Source organism: Parasediminibacterium paludis, from assembly GCF_042651445.1.
Classification (GTDB): Bacteria; Bacteroidota; Bacteroidia; order Chitinophagales; family Chitinophagaceae; genus Parasediminibacterium; species Parasediminibacterium paludis.
In genome coordinates this window covers 100,332-119,319 of sequence record NZ_JBHSDC010000027.1, presented here as the reverse complement: position 1 = coordinate 119,319, position 18,988 = coordinate 100,332, and the positions used below count along the sequence as shown (strand labels likewise).

Sequence of the window (18,988 nt, the reverse complement as noted above, 5' to 3'; positions counted from 1 at the left end):
GACTGATTATTACAAATGTAAAAGTCTTACAAAATCTCCAACGGTTGCTTTTGAGCCAACAACTATATGTTGTGCCTTTTTGTAAAATTGTTCTCGGCTAGCTAGTCTTTCTGTTAAAGATGCATATAATTTTTCATCAGAAGTATCACTTACCAATGGTCTATGGGCTTTTTCTTTTTGTAAGCGATGTACCAATAACTCAATTGGTTCATTAATAAAAACGGTAATGCCATGTGCATTCATCCAATCGATATTATCAAAAAAGCATGGCGTGCCTCCACCCGTAGCCACAATTAGATTGTTATATCTAGCAGTTTGTTGTAATGCCTTTTGCTCAAGCACGCGAAAAGCAGCTTCTCCTTCTGTAGCAAATATGTCAGAAATAGTTTTACCAGCTGTTGCTTCAATTATCGTGTCTAAATCAATCCATTGGCGCTGTGTGACTGCCGCTATTTGCTTTGCCCAATAGCTTTTGCCACTACCCATCATACCTATTAAAAAGAGGTTGCTACAAGCTACTAGAGGTGTATTTAATAAGTTGTTTTGGTTGATATTTACATCCATCATAAAATTTTCATTTCACATAATCATTACAATATTACTTTCCTTTAGAGGCTAGTGAGTGGCGCTACTTAAACGCATTTATCCCAGTAATATCCAAACCAGTAATTAGTAAATGTACATCGTGGGTGCCTTCGTAAGTTAGGACACTTTCCATGTTCATCATGTGTCGCATGATACTGTATTCGCCAGTAATACCCATACCACCCAAAATCTGTCTTGCTTCACGTGCAATATTAGCGGCTAATTCACAACTATTCCGCTTTGCCATGCTTATTTGTGCTGGCGTAGCTTTGTTATTATTCATTAAAACACCCAAACGCCAAACTAGCAACTGCGCCTTTGTAATTTCTGTAATCATTTCTGCCAGTTTCTTTTGCTGCAATTGAAAACCTGCTATTGGCTTACCAAATTGAACTCTTTCCTTACTGTAACGCAAAGCTGTATCATAACAATCCATGGCGACACCAATAGCGCCCCATGCAATACCAAATCTAGCTTTTGATAAGCAACTTAACGGTCCTTTTAGCCCTTTGATATTAGGCAATATATTCGTCTTGGGTACACGTACATCATTAAATACTAATTCGCCTGTAGCGCTTGCGCGTAAGCTCCATTTACCATGCGTAGTAGGTGTCGTAAAACCAGCCCTACCCCGTTCTACAATAATACCTCTTACCTCGCCTTGCTCATCTTTTGCCCATACTACTGCTACTTGAGCGAAAGGCGCATTACTAATCCACATTTTAGCACCGTTTAAAATAATATCATCGCCATCTTCTACAAAATGTGTCAGCATGCCCGCTGGGTCGCTACCATGATTAGGCTCCGTAAGCCCAAAACAACCCAACCATTCGCCACTAGCAAGTTTTGGTAAGTATTTCTGACGTTGTTCTTCACTACCGTAAGCATAAATTGGAAACATCACCAAACTACCTTGCACACTAGCAGTGCTGCGAACACCACTGTCGCCACGTTCTAATTCTTGCATCATAAGGCCATAGCTAATATAATCTAATCCACCACCGCCATACGTTTCAGGAATGGTAGGCCCAAAGCAACCTAGAGCACCCAACTGAGGCACTATATGTTGTGGAAATTCTGCTCGTTGCGCATAGTCTTCTATAATTGGCGAAATATCTTTTTTTACATAATTCCGCACAGATTCTCTAATCAGTTTTTGCTCTTCAGTGAGTAATTCATCTAATAAATAGTAATCGGGCGATTGAAATAAGTCGGTTTTGGTAGCCATTAGTGTTTGTTAAGCGTTTGCAATAAAGGAAAGCGAATCTTTCGTACCAGAATAACCGTTAATCAAAAAGAATGTTTTAGGGATAACAAAAAGGCCTCGAATAGAGGCCTTCAATTTTTTTGGTTTATGCTGCAAGCTTTTCTTTTTTTCTTTTTATTTGATTGGTGATAGAATCTAAAGCGTTTTCAAATGACTCTTCAAAAGATTTTGAAGAAGATTTTACAAACAATTCATGACCAGGAATATGTACTCTTATTTCAGCAACTTTATCCTTAATCGTGTGAACTACATTATCAAGTTTTAAAAACACATCAACCTTCACTATTTTATCGTGGAATGTTGACAATTTTTGAACTTTTTTAGACACAAAATCTACTAATTTGTCATCTGCATCAAAGTGTACTGTTTGAATGTTTACGTTCATGACGTTTCACGTTTTAAAAATGAAAAAATAATTGTGAAAGAACTTCAAGTAGAGTATTAATTCATAGGCAATAGCTGGGTATTTTTCTAGTACTAATGTAAAACTTATTATTTGAAAAAATAACAAAAAGATAATTTTTTAAAAAATTATGCCTTTGGATGGGCATTCTTATAAACATCTTTCAGCTTGTCAATGGTGTTATGGGTATACACTTGTGTGGCTGCCAAACTACTATGGCCTAGTAATTCTTTAACGGCATTTAAATCGGCTCCATTATTCATTAAATGTGTAGCAAAACTATGTCTCAACACGTGCGGACTTTTCTTTTTAATAGTAGTTACAAGCCCTAAATTATCTTTTACAAATTGGTACACAAGCCTTGCCTGCAAAGGTTTTCCTTTATTATTAGTAAATAAACAATCTACCTCTGGTATTCGTATTGGCTTGCTATTGTCATAGGCTAATAATTTATCCATCAATATTTTAGCAATTGGGATAATACGCTCTTTATTGCCTTTTCCTAGTACTTTTATTTGGCTAAGCGATGCATCTAAAAAGCTTGTTTTTAGGCTAATTAATTCGCTTAAACGCATACCTGTAGCGTAAAACAATTGCAGCACCAAACGCTTTGTTTTCCCATCCCAATCATCTGTGAATGCGACATGGCTAAATAAAGTATCTAAATGATTTTCTTGTACAAATTCTGGTAGTCGTTTACTCACCTTTAGTGCTGAAATTGTGGTCATTGGGGTGGCTTTTAACACACCAACTTTCATTTGGTATTTAAAAAAAGATTTTAAGGAAGAAGCTTTTCGATTGATAGATTTGGCGTTCAACTTATCACTTTTTAATTCGGCTAGCCAGCTGCGTACCATGGCTGCAGTAATTTTATCCAATGCGGGCGCTTCAAATTGACTGCTCAAAAAAGCAAAAAATTGCGCTAAGTCGTTTTGATAAGATGTAATGGTATGGGCAGAATAACGCTTCTCAAAGCTGATATAATCTATAAAAGACTGTAAATTTGACTGATATATTTGAGTAGTAGACATAAAAAAGTAGCCTAAAGCTATACACTAAAGGCTACTTAAGTATGTTTGGGTATAAAAGGAAATTATCCTTCTATTTTTCCACTTGCTAATTGTTGCTTGTAGATTGCCTTTAAAACTTGGCCACGACGAACAACACTTGGTTTAGTGAACGTTTGACGTTCTCTCAACTGTAACAAAGTTTTACTTTTTTCAAATTTCTTTTTGTACTTCTTTAAAGCCTTGTCAATGTTTTCGCAATCTTTTGAATCGATAATAAGCATGATTAATATACCTCCTTTGGTGAAAAATTGGAATGCAAAAATAGTTGAATCATTCAAACTGCCAAATTGTTTTTTCAAATGTTGATAGTTACTGCTTTTGCGTAATAGTATTAACAACATGAAAAGTCTGTTACAAAATTATTACAATTAGTGTTTATTATTATATAAGTATATTTTATTTTGGGAAATTAAATGTACTTGTTTGCCTGTTTAAAGTCGGGAACGATTGCGTAGTTATTAGTTTTTTCTTGAAAAAAATGTTTCTAATTTCACGTTGAATTGGAAAATGCGGTTTTGTGTTAAAAACATAAGACGTTAATTCTCAAAAAACTATATGAAAAAAATACTTCTTTTTAGCTGCTTAGCTATCGTTCTCGCCTGCTCTAAAACTAGCACAACAACAGATAGCCCAGTTATAACAGTGCCCATCGACACGCATCGAACGGTTCTTAATTTAAATAGTGACGGTGTTACCAACCAAGCACTCGCGTTGCAACAAGCTATAGATTCTTGTTCTGCAGCTGGCGGCGGTACATTGGAGCTACCTAAAGGTACTTATATGATTGGCGCTATATACATGAAAAGTAATGTAACACTTTACTTAGATAGTTTAGCTACACTTTTGGCAAGCGGTAATATGAACGACTTTGTGGTTAATGGTAAAACACTTAATATAATTAACGGTACCAATAGTAGTAATACGGCCATTCAAAACGTTGCTATTAAAGGGAAAGGTACGATTGATGGTAATGGTGCTGCTTGGTGGGCTGCTTACAAAGCTAATACATCTATAGCTCGTCCAAGACTCGTTTATATAACCAATTGTACAAATTTAATTCTTGACAGTATTACCCTGCAAAATTCACCTTCTTTTCATTTTGTACCCAACCAATGTCAAAATGTTATTGCGAGTAATCTAAAAATAATTGCGCCCCCAACCTCGCCTAACACTGACGGCATTGATCCTTCTGATTGTAGTGGTGTTACTATCACCAATTGCACAATAGATAATGGTGATGACAATATCGCCGTAAAAGGTGGTAGAATTAATGGTGTACTCGGTGCTGGCTGCCAAGATTTAACGGTTACAAATTGTACTTTTTTACATGGTCACGGGCTTTCTGTAGGTAGCGAAACAGATGATGGTGTAAAAAATCTTACCGTTACTAATTGCACATTTAACGGCACTACCAACGGTATTCGTTTAAAGTCTTTAACAGGCGCTGGTGGTTTAATGCAAAATTTAAGTTATTCTGGCATCACTATGACCAATGTTACCTATCCAATTATTATCGATTTAAATTATAATGGCAGCGCACCTTATCCTGCAGATATTCCGTCTGTAAATGGGGTAACGATTGATCACCTTACGGTTACTGGTGCTAAAAATGCAGGTAGTTTGGTAGGCTTAACCAATAGCATCCTTCAAAATATTACATTAAGCAACCTCAATATTACTGCCCAAACCGGATTAATTCTTACAAATGGGGCTAATATTAATATGAGTAATTATGTAATTAATGTTGCAAGTGGTAAATCTATCATTGCTACAAATGCAACTGGTACTGGCTTTTAAGTAACAATACTTATTGTAAAAAAATTAGCTTATTAACTCAGTATTTTAAAGTTAATTTTGCAGTATGTTTACAGGAATCGTTGAATGTATAGGTAAGATTGAATCTATTACTCAAAATGGCACCAATTATACGTTTTGGGTAAATTCGCCCCTATCTAGTCAGTTTAAAATTGATCAGAGCGTTAGCCATAATGGGGTATGTTTAACTGTGGAAGAAGTTATAGATCATCAACATCGTGTAACTGCAATTGAAGAAACCATCAAGAAAACCAATCTACAATATTGGTCAGTTGGCAGTTATATCAATATTGAGCAATGCATGCAAATGAATGGTAAATTAGATGGTCATATTGTTCAAGGGCATGTAGACACAACCGCCATTTGTGTTGAAGCACTTACACTCGCTGGCAGTTGGGAATACCGATTCGAGTTTGCTCCTGAATTTGCACATTTGGTAATCGAAAAAGGTTCAATCTCTGTTAATGGTACAAGCCTCACCTGCTTTGATGTTACTAAAAATAGTTTTAAAGTAGCCATTATACCATATACCTATCATCACACAAGTATTCACCAAGTTGTTGTTGGTAGTATCGTAAATATCGAATTTGATATTATTGGTAAATACGTAAGCCGAATGGCCGAATTGAAAAACTAGCTGACGTTTCAGTTTTATGTGTAAAAGCCTGCAGTTAAAGGTGTTTGAGTACTATTCAGGCAATTATTACGCAAGTGAATGTCACATTAAATTTATTATCTACAACTGGTATTTACATTTTTTTTACTTCGCCACTACCCACTATTTTTTGCGTAACTGTCGCATTGCCTTGATAAAGAACAGAACCGCTGCCAGCAATATGCGCATCTAATTTTACATCTGCAAATATTTTAACATCACCACTGCCCGCAATATCAGCTTCAGCGTTTTCAGCTTTTAATTCATCACCATTAAAATTGCCGCTTCCAGCAATTTTTATAGTAAGATCCTTCGTTTCACCTTTCATTTTAATATCGCCACTGCCTGCAATACTCGCTTCTATCGTAGGTGTATTTACTTCTATATCTGTATTACCACTTCCAGCTAGGCTTACTTTTAGTTTATTGCTCCCTGTAAATTTACCTTTAGTAGTAACATTACCACTACCTGCCGATGTAATCGCTTCTAAATGTGGTGTTGTAATGTAGACTACTAACTTATTTTCGGTTAAATAACCAATACCCTCATCCATTCTAATCACTAAATAGCCATCTTTTTTTTCGGTTATAATGTGCTTAATTAGATTATCATCGCCTTCAATTTTTAAGGAGGTGCTTGTACCAGGCATGATTTCTACATCAAAACTGCCAACAGCCTTGATTTTTTCGGCATCACTAATAGTTCTTACTTCTGTAGCCATTACACCGCTACCTTTAATTGTTTCAAAATGGCAACTGGCTAATAAGGATGTAGCTATAATAATAACTGGAAAAATTTTTTTCATTTCAAATAAGTTTTCAGTTGGCTAAAGATAGGTATTTTAGAGTTTCAAGTCATATCGAAAGTAAAAACAAAGTATTTATCATAATCCAAAAATAAATCGACGATTCATCTTTGACTTCGCACTATTCATTATTTTTATCACATGGATATACAAATAATTAAAGCTGGCGGTGGCTTGGTTCTTAACGAAAACAATGAATTACTGATGATTTTTCGAAGAGGCTTTTGGGATTTACCTAAAGGTAAATTAGACGAAGGAGAAACCATCGAAGCTTGTGCTGTAAGAGAAATACAGGAAGAAACAGGCTTACAAGAAGTTACTTTGGGTAGATTTATTGGCACTACACAACATCAATATTTCGATAAATTCATGAATAAACAAGCAATAAAGGAAAGCCACTGGTACGAAATGACAGCCAATAGTAGCCAAGTATTACAACCACAAACAGAAGAAGATATTACTGATATACGCTGGGTAAGTAAAACTGAGTTGCCATTATTATTAGCCAAGAGTTACCCAAGTATTGTGGAGATTGTAAACAAATATTTAATGAACTAACAATTATTACCCATAATTTAAACTGACAAATCAATGAGAAAATTTGTATCAAAAGCCATTTTACTAGCGCTATTTTGTGTAGGCATTTGTATTGAAGCATCTGCCATTTCGCTAACGCCAAATCCTATTGATAGCGCTAGCACAACAACAGTAGATAAAACAGTGCTTAACAATGCAATGAATGACTTTAAAAATCTTTCAAGGCGAGAGCGGAAAAGTAGAATTACTGAAGCTAAAAAAGCACTGAAAGATTATAAGAAAAATAAAAGTGGTGACGCAGATACAAACACCCTTTTATTATGCATCTTGGCAATTTTGTTGCCGCCATTAGCCATCTATTTAAAAGAAGGCGAAATCAATTCTAAATTTTGGATTGGCTTGCTACTTACTTTGCTAATATGGTTGCCAGGTGTTATTTATGCCCTATTGGTAATTTTAGGCAATGCCTAAGCCATCATTTTTACAATTAACTCTTTCATTAAGCCAGCATCATCTGCGCTGCCATTGCCAATACCAATGCTGCGCAGATTGTAGCTGTGCAATAACAGTAAAATACGCTCGATACCTTGCTGGCCATAGTTTTTGGCAGATTGTAGGTAATCTTTCATGAAGTAAGGATTAACGCCAAGTGCTGTGGCAATGTCTTTCTCATTATTGCTTTGCACGCCAAAAACCATATAGGTTTTACTAAAAAAATTATACAATGCTGGTAATACCATTTGTATGGGCGCAGCTTTCGGATTTTGCTCAAAATAATGCGCAATGCGAATAGCTTTTGGTAAGTTCTTTTTAGCCAAAGCATCTTGTAATTCAAATACGTTAAACTCTTTGCTGACACCAATGTATTTCTCAATATCGTCTTCGGATATGGCTTTACGACCTGCAAGGTTCACAGCTAGTTTTTCAATTTCGTTTTGTAGGCGACTTAAATCATTACCAATATGGTCTACCAACAAAAGCAATGCTTTTTGGTCAATACTCAAGCCATGATGGTTAATCATGTTATTTGCCCAATCTGGTAATTGATTGTCGTACAGCTTTTTAGTAGACAGCAACTCGCATTTTTGCTTTAAAATCTTAGCGAGTTTACTTCTACCGTCCACTTTCTTCTCTTTGTAGCTAACTACAAAAACTGTTGATGACAGCGGATTTTCAATATAACTTTCTAGCTTATCGATATCCTTCATGTGCTGCGCTTCTTTTAGTACCACCACTTGCCTATCGGCAAACATTGGATAACGCCTACAAGCATTTACTACATCGGCCCAATTGGCATCACGACCATAAAATATGGTCAAATTAAAACTCGCTTCGCTTTCAGAAAGAATGTGATGTTCTGCATAATTTACTACTTCATCAATAAAATAAGGTTCATCGCCTTCTAACCAATAGACAGGTTTAAACGCTTTTTTCTTAAAATCAATGATAATTTTTTCAGCAGACATAGGGCAAAAGTAGCGTAGATAGCAATATAGATAATAGGGATTCTAATAGATGTGTTATGATTTTGAATTAATAATTTTACGATGCTCAATGAGGGTTGATGGCTGTAAAAGTTTTGTGATATAAAGTAATTTAGTTAAAAAAGAATGCCCAGATACTTACTTACTTACGCTGTTTAGACTTTAAAAAAACTAAAATCTCTTCCTTCAATTTGTCTCTTTCAGGATTACTTGGAAGTTCATCTTCAATCAAAGAATCAGTGATTGTCATTTTCTTTTCAGTTATATCGCCTGGGTACTTCAAATAACACCAACTTGGAATTTTAAATTGTTTTTCAATAAGAAAATATTTCAACATGTCAAGGTGATCCGACAAAAGCACAGCTGTGATTAATGACTCTCTACCTTCAATAGGATATATATCCAACCTTGCCCCATTTTCAACCATCACTTTTAAAGAGGCTAGATTACCACTTTCACACACATAAATTAAGGCTGACCTAATGAACTTTGATTTATATGCCAATGTATCACTATTTTTTGGAGTATTAATAGCATTTACATCACCACCATATTTTATGAGCATTTTTAATGTTTCAGCGCCTGTTGGATAACTTGATCTTAATTTACAAAAATCAAGAAAAGGAGTTGAACCAGTAACAGTTGATTTTATATTAGGATTTGCCCCTAATTTTAATAGCTGTTCTATAGATAGGTTCTTATTATTTAAAATTGCCAAAGTGAGCAAAGTTTCACCAAATCTTGACTCTTGAAAATCTATATTCAGCTTATCCTCGTTGACTATCTTACTCATAGCAGAAGTATCTTCTGCTTCAACAGCCCTAGCTAATTTTTGTACTGGTGTATTATTAAATAAACCAAAATCAAATCCAGGTGCAATAGATGATAGTGATTGACATGCCCCTACATTTATTGAAGCTAAAATGATAAGTGAGTATCTTAGAAATTTTAACATATGTTTTAATATTGTATAATAAAAGGCAGGTTCATATAAAGGTATTTATTTTTAATGAGATTTACTCTCAGATAACAGTAGAAAAGCGATATGAACGTACAAGTGTGCGACGCAACAGCAGCTATATAGTAGTACCAAAGTTGGTTACAACGATATCTATAATTTTACACGTGGGTCTACAATACTGTACAATACATCTGCCAAAATATTGACGAGTATAAAAAATGTGGCGGTAATGAGTACACTACCCATTACCACAGGAAAATCGAGTTTTTCTAAAGCATCTACAGTGACTTTCCCGATGCCTTTCCAACCGAAGATATATTCAACAAAAAATGCACCTGCCAGCAACTCGGCAAACCAGCCTGTAATAGCTGTAATGACTGGATTGAGCGCGTTGCGCAAAGCATGTTTAAAAATGACAGCGCGTTTGCTTAAGCCTTTGGCATACGCTGTACGAATATAGTCTTGCTCAAGCACATCTAGCATAGCGCTGCGCGTAAGCTGCACTATAATTGCCAATGGACGAATGCCCAATGTAATAGCTGGTAAAATGAGATTTTTCAGCTGTAAGTGCTTGCCACTGAAGGCGTCGATGTCGTATAAACTGCCTGTCATGCTAAGGCCAGTATAATGGCTCAGCACAAAGCCAAATAGATAAGCCAGAATAATGCCCATAAAAAAAGATGGCGCAGAAATACCTAACACACTAGCAAAAATACTGCCTGTATCATAAATGGTGTTTTGCTTTACAGCTGCCAAAACGCCTAATAAAATACCAATAACTGTGGCTATTAACATGGCCGTGAATGCTAAAATAATGGTACCTGGCAAAGCTTCAAACAACACGTCAGTAACCTCTTTTTTGGTTTGGTAAGAGCGGCGTAAATAAGGCAGCTTAATACCAATTTTGGTATTATTACTACCAATGAAAAAGCCTTTCAGTTGCTTAGTTTCAATCTCTTTAGTAGAATGAATGGCTATGGGCGACACATCATTGGCATATAGTAAAAATTGCTGCCATTTGGGCTTATCAAGCCCCAATTGTTGGCGAATATTATTGATGGTTTTTGCATCGCCACTTTGCCCTAATACCAATCTGGCAGGATCGCCAAAACCCTGAAAGAGAAAGAACACCATTACCACCACACCTGCTAAAACTAGCAAGCCATATAAGATTTTTTTGGTGATGAATTGAAGCACTGTTCTGGTTTATGATTTGAGATATATGATTTTATGTTTTAAAATTCGTGTAATCCTTTGTCAAAATCTTCGAAGCTAAATTTATCAACAATCTTAGCTTGCTTCATTAAAAAGTAGGTTGCATTTACTCTCGCTGCTGTTTTAATCAGCGTGGCATCGCATTTTAGTATGGTGATGCTATCGCTTGCTATCTTTTGCAATGCTTCGTCAGATTGAGAAGTTACATAAAACAGCGGAATTTGATGCTTTTGGCAGTAGGCTTTTGTAATGAGTAAATCAGTATGCCATTTTTCATAGTTACTAGGATATTCGTTGCTTAATACCATTATATATTTAGGTAAACTAAACACAGCATTCGTAGTATCTACACCGTTGGTATTTACAAGGTTAAAACTGATGATTTTTGGTTCATTACTACCTTTTTTTACCAATTTATCTATACGGTTAACGTAGATATAAGTGCTATCAAAATCTGCTGGAAAATTGTTTTGATCAAACGCTATGGGCTTACCATTTTTTGTGTATTGGTAAATGATGGTCGTGCTGTCAGGTACATAATTTTTAGGCTTTTGCATTTGCTCTATAATATTATTGCCCACTTTGTAAGGCAAACAATCGTGAAAAGGCAAATGGTTGAGTACATACCATTGGATACCTGTAAAGAAAAACACACAAGCAAGCGACAACATATCTGCAACGCGCAACTTAATAGTACTGGTTAGCTTTTTGTAATTAATGGTTAGTAGGACTATTAACACCAACAATACAATATCTTTTAAAAAGCTTTGTAAAGGTGTTAGCGGTAAGCAATCACCCAAGCAGCCGCAGGTTTTTATTTTGCCACTCAAAAAAGCATAGCCCGTTAAAAAAGTAAAAAAGATGATGAGTAATAATAATAAGCGGGTTACAAATTTCATTCTTTGCCCTAATAACAAAGCCACACCACAAACCACTTCAAGCACATTCATAAAAATAGCTAAGTACAAAGCGTACTTGTCTAGCGCAAACCATCCCCAAACCTCAAAAAACTCTTGCATTTTGTAGGTTAAGCCTAGTGGATCATTGACTTTAACTAAGCCAGAAAAAATAAATAATAAGCCAACTAGCCAACGGATAATTAAAAGTGCTTGTTTCATAAAGTGAATTTTGAGTGGTGAATGGTCAGTTGTCAATAGTCATTTGTGTGAATAGCATTTTAACCATCAAACAAGATAGCATCTATGCACCATTATCTTGCAATATCAAGGCAAATACTGCGTAGTTAATAATGTCCACATAATTTGCATCAATACCTTCGCTAATCAGCGTTTTACCATCGTTTAGCAATATCTGTTTAATGCGTAATAGTTTCATTAAAATTAGGTCTACAAAACTTTCTTGGCTCATGTCTCGCCAAGCCTCGCCATAGTCGTGGTTTTTGTTTTGCATGGTGTCTTTTGCAAAAGCAACTTGCTTATTATACGCAATGTTTACTTGCGCTACGGGCAGTTCTTCAATTTTCGGTTCATCTATTTCTAGCTGAATTAAACCAATAATCGCATAGTTAATGATGCCTTTAAATTCGCCTGCCACATCATCTGCTACCAATTGTAATTTCTTTTCTTGAATGGTACGAATACGAAGTGCTTTAATAAAAATTTGGTCAACTACCGATATGGTGCGTAACACACGCCAAGCTGTGCCATAATCTTGTACTTTCTTTAAAAAAATATCCTTGCTTTTGGTTATCACTGCATCGTACTGCTGCGAGGTATTGTTCATCTTGCACCGCTTAATAATATGTTTATAAATACTTAATTCAACCTCTAAGATAGCATTTGTGCTATTACCTTTGAAGCATTGCAATATAATAGAAACCACAGAATGTTTACACTCAATTGTAAAGGGCGCCTGCTGATAATAGACAAACCCATTGTAATGGGCATCATTAATGTCACGCCAGATTCTTTTTTTGAAGATAGCAGACAACAAAACATAAAAGAGGTTGTAAGCAAAGCAGAACAAATGTTGCACGATGGCGCCACCATTATTGATATTGGAGGGCAAACGACAAAGCCTGGAAGCGAAGCAATTGGTGCTAGCGAAGAAATGAAACGGGTGATACCAGTTATTAAAGCTTTGGTACAAACTTTTCCCGGCATTTATATTTCCATCGATACTTATCATGCTATTGTTGCAAAAGCAGCAGTTGAAGCTGGCGCTTGTATGGTAAATGATATAAGTGGTGGCATGATGGATACGGAAATGCTGATAACTGTCGCTAGTTTAAACGTGCCGTACATATGTATGCATATGCAAGGCACACCACAAACCATGCAAGTAAATCCAACTTATGAAAATGTTACCAAAGAAGTTCTAGACTTTTTTATAGAAAGAATGGCCGCTTGTAGGCAAGCAGGCATTAAAGATGTGATAGTAGATGTTGGCTTCGGTTTTGGCAAAACAATCGCACATAATTTTCAACTACTAAAAGAAATGGCGGTGTTTAAAATGCTTGATGCACCTATTTTAGCAGGCCTATCAAGAAAAAGTACTGTTTACAAAACCTTGGGCATTTCTGCTAAAGAAGCATTGAACGGTACAACGGTTTTAAATACTATTGCTTTACAAAACGGTGCTGATATTTTGCGTGTCCACGATGTGAAAGAAGCCAAAGAAGCGATTGTTTTGGTGGGTAAGTTGGGGTAAAATATAATATATTAAATATAAAAACGGTTGCCAAACTTTTGGCAACCGTTTTTATTATATTGTATCTACTTAAAATTTATTTTAGCGAAATCTGCGTATGCTCTGAGTATTTATTTTACTTCACCACATCAAAACTCACGCATTCTTTTAGCTCTTTCTCAGTGTAGGCAAGTCCATATTGTTTCAGCACATCATCTGGCACACCGTTCCATTGGTTAGGTACATTGCCCTTATAGCCTATGTCCTTCACCCCTATTTCTGAAGTGTAAAAACCACTAGCTACCAAATCACGCATGGTTGAGAAAAAAGCAACGCCTTGCTGCAAACCAGGTTTAACTTTTCCTTTTTTTACAGTATTGCCTTGCTCGTCTTTAAACTCAATTTCTGGGTAAGCGATATCCTCTACAATTTGTATTTGCTGCTCGTGAGAAGCATCTACAAATGCAGTATTAAAGCGCTTAAAGCTTTCCATATCTAACCAACGCAAACCACCACGTACAGGGGTTTGCAGTTCGGGCTTATCTTTTACAATAAACTCAATAAAGTCATGCACTTTAGCTTCTGAAGCACTGCCACTCACAGCATCTTTTGGTATAATGATGTCTTCAAGTACTACAATGGTCTTCATTTCATGGCTTGTAAAAAAAGTTGGTTGCGCCATGACTTTATCGTAAGCAGCTTTCTCTTCTTTCATTCTATCTAACCCTGCAAATGCATCTGCACCTGCTTGTGGATTTTTTGACGTGGGCGTTTTACAAGCTTCTACTACCAATCCTGCCGCTGCAGAACCAACTAATAATGCTTTTATCGATTTTCTCCTATCCATTTTGAATTTGAGATTTGTGATTAATAATTTGAGATTTAAAGCCCCACCTTTGAAGGGGTTTGGGGCAGCTTATATGTTCTGCTTCTTCATTTCGTCAATGATGTATTCACTTGCCCGCATTGACAGCGCTAAGATGGTCCATGTAATATTTTTATCAGCCTGACTTACAAACTGCCCGCCATCCACACAAAATAAATTTTTACAATCATGCGCTTGGCTATGTTTATTTAATGCAGAGCGTTTAGGATCGTTACCCATACGTACAGTACCAGCTTCGTGAATAATTTTACCAGGTGCTTCAAGACCGTAGTTGTTGCTTGCATCGTCGTTTCCGCCCCAAGTGATAACAGCACCCATATTGTGCATAATTTCCTTGAAAGTTTCTTTCATGTGCTTAGCTTGGTTAATCTCGTGTTCGCTCCATTTTACGTTGAACTTTAATACTGGTATGCCATATTTATCTACTACGTTAGGGTCTATAGCGCAGTAATTACTTTCTAATGCAATCGCTTCGCCGCGGCCGGCCATCCCCACACTAGCTCCATAGAAATAACGATAATCTTCTTTTAAACTTGCGCCATAACCACCAGGTTGTTTTTGCGTACCATGAACCGCATATTTCCCATTTAAAAACTGAATGGAGTTGCCAAATCCATATGCTGGTTGGCTCATACCACCCCAATATTCAATATGATAACCTCGTGGAAAATCTAGCTTTTTATTATCCAACCACCAAGGGCTGTATACATGTAATCCGCCAACGCCATCTTCGTTGTAACGCTTTCTATCAAATAGTTTTGGTAAAACACCGCCTAAAGCTGCGCCCGTGCTATCGTGTAAATATTTACCTACAACATTACTATTATTGGCCAATCCATTTGGATGCCTTGTAGACTTTGAATTCAACAATAAACGCGCACTTTCGCAAGCACTAGCAGCCACAATCACTGTGCGGCCAGATACTTGGTATTCCATGCCATCATCTTTATTGATATATGAAACCCCTGTAGCTAAACCTTCGGCATTGGTGAGCACTTCACGAGCCATTGCATTGGCTACAATATCTACATTACCAGTTTTTAAAGCTGGATAAATTAAAACATTGGTTGCAGAAAAATCAGCTTTAGCCATGCTACAGTTGCGGTTACATTGGCCACAAAAAAAGCATTGACCTCTATCATTATTTAATTTTTGGGTAAGGATAGACATACGTGACGGGATCACATTTACCCCTGCGGTGGTAGCAGCATTCTTTATAAATAATTCGTGTAAGCGCGGCTTAGGTGGCTTAAGAAAAATACCGTCTGGATCGTTTTCCAAACCTTCGTTAGTGCCAAAAATGCCTATCAAACGGTCTACTTTATCGTAATAAGGCTTCACATCTTCATAGCCAATCGGCCAATCGTCACCAAGACCATCAATACTTTTGCGTTTAAAATCTTTAGGGCCAAAACGCAATGAAATTCTACCCCAGTGATTGGTACGTCCACCAAGCATTCTAGCGCGCCACCAATCCCATTCAGTACCTTTTTCTTTGGTATAAGGTTCGCCGTCAATTTCCCAGCCCCAATAGCAAGCATCAAAATCGCCGAAAGGACGGTGCTTTGTAGAGGCACCACGACGTGGACTTTCCCAAGGATTTTTAAGTTGTGTAATGTTTTTCTGAGGGTCGTACATCGCACCAGCCTCAATAATGCAAACTTTTAAACCAGCATTTGCCAAAACATAAGCGGCCATGCCACCACCAGCGCCAGAACCTACTATGACAGCATCGTAATGCTTGGGCTGCTTTTTAATGTTGAAATCTCCCATTTTACAATCGTTAATTGAAATGGAAAGTTATGGGAAATATTTTCTGAAAAAATTATCGTTGAAAATTTTATTTATAAAGCCTCGAAAATACCATCCTGTTTGTTCTTGCGTACATTGTTCGCTTCAAAATAGCAACCGTTCATCGCTACATACACGCCTTTTGGTAAGGTTTGAACAAATGCCAATGCACTGCCTAAATTAAATAATCCATCAGAACTGCCAAATTTATAAGGTATCATGGCTCCAGTAAGTACAATAGTTTTATGAGTGATTTGTTCAGCCAATTTTTTCGCTGTTTCTACCATCGTATCTGTACCGTGCGTAATAATTATGGCCGTTTCTTCAGCGGCTTTGCAATAATCTACGATGGTTTGCCTATCAGCTTCAGTTAGTTGTAAGCTATCGGCCATCATTAACGTGTGTGATTTTACAGGCGCTAAGTTTCTGCCCAATTTTAGCATCTCTTGCAGATGCGTATCTTTAAAAAATAACTCACCTGTTAGTTCATTGTATTCTTTATCGAAGGTACCACCTGTTACCAATATTAATATTCCCATAATTAAAATAATTAAAGACGGCAAAGATGGCTATTTTATTGCTTTTTTAGTGTGATAATATAATAATCACCAATAATAGTAAAGGGCCAAAAAGTTTTTAACCGATGCTCCATTTTTACAAAAAAATAGAAGCATTTTGGAAATTTTATTGGAAAGTTTTCAATAAACGATGGGGGTACGATGGTACACATACCCTCAAGTTGTAGTAATACAAAGTCTTTTTTAAGACAATTGATAATGTAGGAAGGATTGTAATACCAACAACGGAAATATTGTCCCATAATATGTGCTTGCGCGCCATGCTTTTTAGTGCTCGTCAATCGTCTAAACGCTAATGTAAATTCGCCTTTAAAGGCTAGTAACAATTCCCAAAGCGAAAATTTAGGCATGATGACCAATGTTGCTATGCCATTTGGTTTTAAAAGTTTAGAAAAATATGCCAATACTTGCGATAGATTTTCTGCACAATTAAGCCCTGCAAAATTGCTGAAAATACAGTCGTATAGTTGCTTATCAGCAAGTGTTTCTAAGTCATTGAAACTGCATATTTCAGTGGTAATTTTGCTGGACAGGCCCGCACTTGCAACTTTTTGTTTTAGCATATTTTGCATGCCTTCCGAAATATCTGTGGCATGTACTGAATGTCCTTGTTGGGCCAACCAAATAGCATCATCACCAGTACCACTGTTTAACTCTAAAATGCGGCTATTTTCAAGTAAATATTTTTCTAAAACAGCCCTTACTCTTGCGCGTTTGTAAGCAACAATTTTATTGCCAGCGTATTCCATATCAAAGACACTCGATTGCTTGCTAAAAGCCTTGGCTGCAAGCATTTCGTGTTTTTTTATTGATGCGGTTTTCATACGATTGTTTACTGGTTTTGTAATTGCTTTAACTTAAAAGAGCTCCATTTTTTGCCAAGCCAATAATAAGGCAATTTACCTGCTGTTTTCAACTGGATAATATCTTTTTCACGCAATGATTTCCCAAGATTTCTAATGCTAAATTTACTCTTTTGCAAATGAAATTCTTTATGGGTATGACTATATAAGTGTTTATAAAAATTTGGTGTAAATGTACTCTGGTACATCATTGCTAAGTCGTCAGAATCTGTCCAATTTTGCTTCTCTTTTAATTGTGCTTTTACCTTGTTGTAAAAGCCTGTGCCTGGCAACGGATAAGACACAGATATGCCAATGTCATGTGGTAGCAAGTCTTTTACCATCTGCAATGTCAAGTCAATATCACTCGCTTCCTCGCCCAAATAGCCATATTGTAAAAACAGACAAACTTTTACACCATACTTTTTTAAAAGTTTGGTGGCATCATAAATTTGTTGAATCGTTGTGCCTTTATCCATTGCATCTAATACCTTTTGCGAGCCGCTTTCTGCACCCATCCAAACTTCGTCTAAGCCTGCTTCTACCAAATTTTGAATCGTATCTTCTTTCAATAGCAGATCAGCTCTACATTGGATTTTAAGTTTGGGTGTAATGGCAGTTGCTTGTAGATGTTGATTAAACGCACGTACCCAGCCTGGTTTTAATCCAAAAATATCATCGCAAATCCAGTAATGCGAGGCATCATACTCTGTGTACAACATCTTCAATTCTGCTACAACCGATTCTGCATCACGCGTATTATATCTATTACCATAAATAGGTTTGGCACACCAATTACATTTAAAAGGACAGCCTCTTGTGGTAGCAATATTTAGTGAAAAGTAACCATGGTGTTGCATCCAAATAGACCGATAGTTGTAAATATTGATTAAATCCCAAGCTGGCATTGGCAGCAATTCAAGATTGGTGAGTACCTGCCTTTTAGGGTTTGTAATCAGTTGTTTATTTGCAAGATAGCTGATACCTAAACATTGTTCAATAGGTGTATCTCCTTGCAATAGCTCAAGTAATGTCAATTCTGCCTCACCATTCATTACCACGTCTGCACCTGCTTCTAGATACAAAAGCGGATTATCTGTGGCATCTGGACTATTTACCAATATTTTACAACCCGCAGTTTTTGCATGCGCCATCATCTTAATGCAAGCACTACGCATAATGGTTAAACACATTTTACTGAGATAATTAAAATTATCATCATATACTACAAAATAAGCTGGTTGTACTTGGGCTATAATTGGCTGAATATTATCGGGTGAAGTCTCTAAACTGCTATCAAATAATGTCACTTCATGCCCATCTTTTCTTGCCACTGCGGCCGCTACAATAGTGCCATAAGGTGGATAGGGCTTTTGCAATTGCCATTGCTTTTCATCAAGCCTGTAGAAATATGCGTTTGTAAAAAGTACCTTCAATTTATTAGC

21 protein-coding genes are annotated in these 18,988 nt (G+C 36.5%); 5 read left to right on the top strand and 16 right to left on the bottom strand.

Annotated features, from left to right (window positions below):
* Positions 1-9: 9 nt before the first annotated feature.
* The 5 genes from ACFOW1_RS13085 to rpsU form a co-directional block, all read right to left on the bottom strand.
* Complete coding sequence (locus tag ACFOW1_RS13085) at positions 10-567, bottom strand: shikimate kinase (RefSeq protein WP_379014836.1); 558 nt, start codon at positions 565-567, stop codon at positions 10-12.
* A gap of 61 nt (positions 568-628) precedes the next feature.
* Positions 629-1,813: an acyl-CoA dehydrogenase family protein gene (locus tag ACFOW1_RS13080; RefSeq protein WP_379014835.1), complete on the bottom strand. Its 1,185-nt coding sequence runs from the start codon at positions 1,811-1,813 to the stop codon at positions 629-631.
* Positions 1,814-1,937: 124 nt separating this feature from the next.
* Positions 1,938-2,237 (bottom strand): ribosome hibernation-promoting factor, HPF/YfiA family, encoded by a 300-nt coding sequence (gene hpf, locus ACFOW1_RS13075; RefSeq protein ID WP_379014834.1) that lies wholly within the window; start codon positions 2,235-2,237, stop codon positions 1,938-1,940.
* A 146-nt stretch (positions 2,238-2,383) separates the two neighbouring features.
* Complete coding sequence (locus ACFOW1_RS13070; protein ID WP_379014833.1) at positions 2,384-3,286, bottom strand: tyrosine-type recombinase/integrase; 903 nt, start codon at positions 3,284-3,286, stop codon at positions 2,384-2,386.
* 62 nt (positions 3,287-3,348) lie between these two features.
* Positions 3,349-3,624, bottom strand: a complete 276-nt coding sequence (gene rpsU / locus ACFOW1_RS13065) for a 30S ribosomal protein S21 (RefSeq protein WP_379014832.1) — start codon at positions 3,622-3,624, stop codon at positions 3,349-3,351.
* A 256-nt stretch (positions 3,625-3,880) separates the two neighbouring features.
* On the opposite strand from rpsU, the gene ACFOW1_RS13060 reads away from it, so the two are divergent.
* A complete protein-coding gene (locus ACFOW1_RS13060) occupies positions 3,881-5,122 on the top strand; it encodes a glycoside hydrolase family 28 protein (RefSeq protein WP_379014831.1) in 1,242 nt (413 codons plus the stop codon).
* Positions 5,123-5,186: 64 nt separating this feature from the next.
* Entirely contained in the window at positions 5,187-5,777 is a 591-nt protein-coding gene (locus ACFOW1_RS13055) for a riboflavin synthase (protein ID WP_379014829.1), read from the top strand.
* Between the two features lie 112 nt (positions 5,778-5,889).
* Here the strand turns inward: ACFOW1_RS13055 and ACFOW1_RS13050 are convergent, their stop codons facing one another.
* On the bottom strand, positions 5,890-6,600 hold the full coding sequence (locus ACFOW1_RS13050; RefSeq protein ID WP_379014827.1) for a head GIN domain-containing protein: 711 nt from the start codon (positions 6,598-6,600) through the stop codon (positions 5,890-5,892).
* Between the two features lie 141 nt (positions 6,601-6,741).
* On the opposite strand from ACFOW1_RS13050, the gene ACFOW1_RS13045 reads away from it, so the two are divergent.
* The gene (locus tag ACFOW1_RS13045) at positions 6,742-7,158 is read left to right on the top strand and encodes an NUDIX hydrolase (protein WP_379014826.1); all 417 of its coding nucleotides are present in this window, start codon (positions 6,742-6,744) and stop codon (positions 7,156-7,158) included.
* Between the two features lie 33 nt (positions 7,159-7,191).
* Positions 7,192-7,608: a YqaE/Pmp3 family membrane protein gene (locus ACFOW1_RS13040; protein WP_379014824.1), complete on the top strand. Its 417-nt coding sequence runs from the start codon at positions 7,192-7,194 to the stop codon at positions 7,606-7,608.
* Here ACFOW1_RS13040 and holA read toward each other — a convergent pair.
* From holA to ACFOW1_RS13015, 5 genes are all read right to left on the bottom strand, one after another.
* Positions 7,605-8,603, bottom strand: a complete 999-nt coding sequence (holA, locus tag ACFOW1_RS13035) for a DNA polymerase III subunit delta (protein ID WP_379014822.1) — start codon at positions 8,601-8,603, stop codon at positions 7,605-7,607. The genes ACFOW1_RS13040 and holA overlap by 4 nt on opposite strands.
* 160 nt (positions 8,604-8,763) lie before the next feature.
* Positions 8,764-9,576: an ankyrin repeat domain-containing protein gene (locus ACFOW1_RS13030; RefSeq protein ID WP_379014820.1), complete on the bottom strand. Its 813-nt coding sequence runs from the start codon at positions 9,574-9,576 to the stop codon at positions 8,764-8,766.
* A 156-nt stretch (positions 9,577-9,732) separates the two neighbouring features.
* Positions 9,733-10,779 carry an ABC transporter permease gene (locus ACFOW1_RS13025; protein ID WP_379014819.1) on the bottom strand — a complete coding sequence of 349 codons (1,047 nt, stop codon included), beginning with the start codon at positions 10,777-10,779 and terminating at the stop codon, positions 9,733-9,735.
* A gap of 38 nt (positions 10,780-10,817) precedes the next feature.
* On the bottom strand, positions 10,818-11,915 hold the full coding sequence (locus ACFOW1_RS13020) for a BT_3928 family protein (RefSeq protein WP_379014817.1): 1,098 nt from the start codon (positions 11,913-11,915) through the stop codon (positions 10,818-10,820).
* A gap of 82 nt (positions 11,916-11,997) precedes the next feature.
* Positions 11,998-12,540, bottom strand: a complete 543-nt coding sequence (locus tag ACFOW1_RS13015; protein ID WP_379014815.1) for a DUF1599 domain-containing protein — start codon at positions 12,538-12,540, stop codon at positions 11,998-12,000.
* Between the two features lie 156 nt (positions 12,541-12,696).
* On the opposite strand from ACFOW1_RS13015, the gene folP reads away from it, so the two are divergent.
* Positions 12,697-13,467 carry a dihydropteroate synthase gene (folP, locus tag ACFOW1_RS13010; protein WP_379014813.1) on the top strand — a complete coding sequence of 257 codons (771 nt, stop codon included), beginning with the start codon at positions 12,697-12,699 and terminating at the stop codon, positions 13,465-13,467.
* Positions 13,468-13,582: 115 nt separating this feature from the next.
* Here folP and ACFOW1_RS13005 read toward each other — a convergent pair whose 3' ends face one another.
* From ACFOW1_RS13005 to ACFOW1_RS12985, 5 genes are all read right to left on the bottom strand, one after another.
* Complete coding sequence (locus tag ACFOW1_RS13005) at positions 13,583-14,293, bottom strand: gluconate 2-dehydrogenase subunit 3 family protein (protein ID WP_379014812.1); 711 nt, start codon at positions 14,291-14,293, stop codon at positions 13,583-13,585.
* Positions 14,294-14,362: 69 nt separating this feature from the next.
* Positions 14,363-16,105 carry a GMC oxidoreductase gene (locus tag ACFOW1_RS13000; RefSeq protein WP_379014811.1) on the bottom strand — a complete coding sequence of 581 codons (1,743 nt, stop codon included), beginning with the start codon at positions 16,103-16,105 and terminating at the stop codon, positions 14,363-14,365.
* A 71-nt stretch (positions 16,106-16,176) separates the two neighbouring features.
* A complete protein-coding gene (locus ACFOW1_RS12995; protein ID WP_379014809.1) occupies positions 16,177-16,662 on the bottom strand; it encodes an asparaginase domain-containing protein in 486 nt (161 codons plus the stop codon).
* A 35-nt stretch (positions 16,663-16,697) separates the two neighbouring features.
* The gene (locus ACFOW1_RS12990; protein WP_379014808.1) at positions 16,698-17,525 is read right to left on the bottom strand and encodes a class I SAM-dependent methyltransferase; all 828 of its coding nucleotides are present in this window, start codon (positions 17,523-17,525) and stop codon (positions 16,698-16,700) included.
* Between the two features lie 8 nt (positions 17,526-17,533).
* On the bottom strand, positions 17,534-18,979 hold the full coding sequence (locus ACFOW1_RS12985) for a B12-binding domain-containing radical SAM protein (protein ID WP_379014807.1): 1,446 nt from the start codon (positions 18,977-18,979) through the stop codon (positions 17,534-17,536).
* Positions 18,980-18,988 lie beyond the last annotated feature (9 nt).

Coding starts and splice junctions, on each gene's coding strand:
- ACFOW1_RS13080 (WP_379014835.1), bottom strand. CDS start 1,813: ATGGCTACCAAAACCGACTTATTTCAATCGCCCGATTACTATTTATTA.
- ACFOW1_RS13055 (WP_379014829.1), top strand. CDS start 5,187: ATGTTTACAGGAATCGTTGAATGTATAGGTAAGATTGAATCTATTACT.
- ACFOW1_RS13005 (WP_379014812.1), bottom strand. CDS start 14,293: ATGGATAGGAGAAAATCGATAAAAGCATTATTAGTTGGTTCTGCAGCG.
- folP (WP_379014813.1), top strand. CDS start 12,697: ATGGGCATCATTAATGTCACGCCAGATTCTTTTTTTGAAGATAGCAGA.
- hpf (WP_379014834.1), bottom strand. CDS start 2,237: ATGAACGTAAACATTCAAACAGTACACTTTGATGCAGATGACAAATTA.
- ACFOW1_RS13000 (WP_379014811.1), bottom strand. CDS start 16,105: ATGGGAGATTTCAACATTAAAAAGCAGCCCAAGCATTACGATGCTGTC.
- ACFOW1_RS13060 (WP_379014831.1), top strand. CDS start 3,881: ATGAAAAAAATACTTCTTTTTAGCTGCTTAGCTATCGTTCTCGCCTGC.
- ACFOW1_RS13085 (WP_379014836.1), bottom strand. CDS start 567: ATGATGGATGTAAATATCAACCAAAACAACTTATTAAATACACCTCTA.
- ACFOW1_RS12990 (WP_379014808.1), bottom strand. CDS start 17,525: ATGAAAACCGCATCAATAAAAAAACACGAAATGCTTGCAGCCAAGGCT.
- ACFOW1_RS12995 (WP_379014809.1), bottom strand. CDS start 16,662: ATGGGAATATTAATATTGGTAACAGGTGGTACCTTCGATAAAGAATAC.
- ACFOW1_RS13030 (WP_379014820.1), bottom strand. CDS start 9,576: ATGTTAAAATTTCTAAGATACTCACTTATCATTTTAGCTTCAATAAAT.
- ACFOW1_RS13020 (WP_379014817.1), bottom strand. CDS start 11,915: ATGAAACAAGCACTTTTAATTATCCGTTGGCTAGTTGGCTTATTATTT.
- ACFOW1_RS13050 (WP_379014827.1), bottom strand. CDS start 6,600: ATGAAAAAAATTTTTCCAGTTATTATTATAGCTACATCCTTATTAGCC.
- holA (WP_379014822.1), bottom strand. CDS start 8,603: ATGTCTGCTGAAAAAATTATCATTGATTTTAAGAAAAAAGCGTTTAAA.
- ACFOW1_RS13015 (WP_379014815.1), bottom strand. CDS start 12,540: ATGAACAATACCTCGCAGCAGTACGATGCAGTGATAACCAAAAGCAAG.
- ACFOW1_RS13040 (WP_379014824.1), top strand. CDS start 7,192: ATGAGAAAATTTGTATCAAAAGCCATTTTACTAGCGCTATTTTGTGTA.
- ACFOW1_RS13045 (WP_379014826.1), top strand. CDS start 6,742: ATGGATATACAAATAATTAAAGCTGGCGGTGGCTTGGTTCTTAACGAA.
- ACFOW1_RS13070 (WP_379014833.1), bottom strand. CDS start 3,286: ATGTCTACTACTCAAATATATCAGTCAAATTTACAGTCTTTTATAGAT.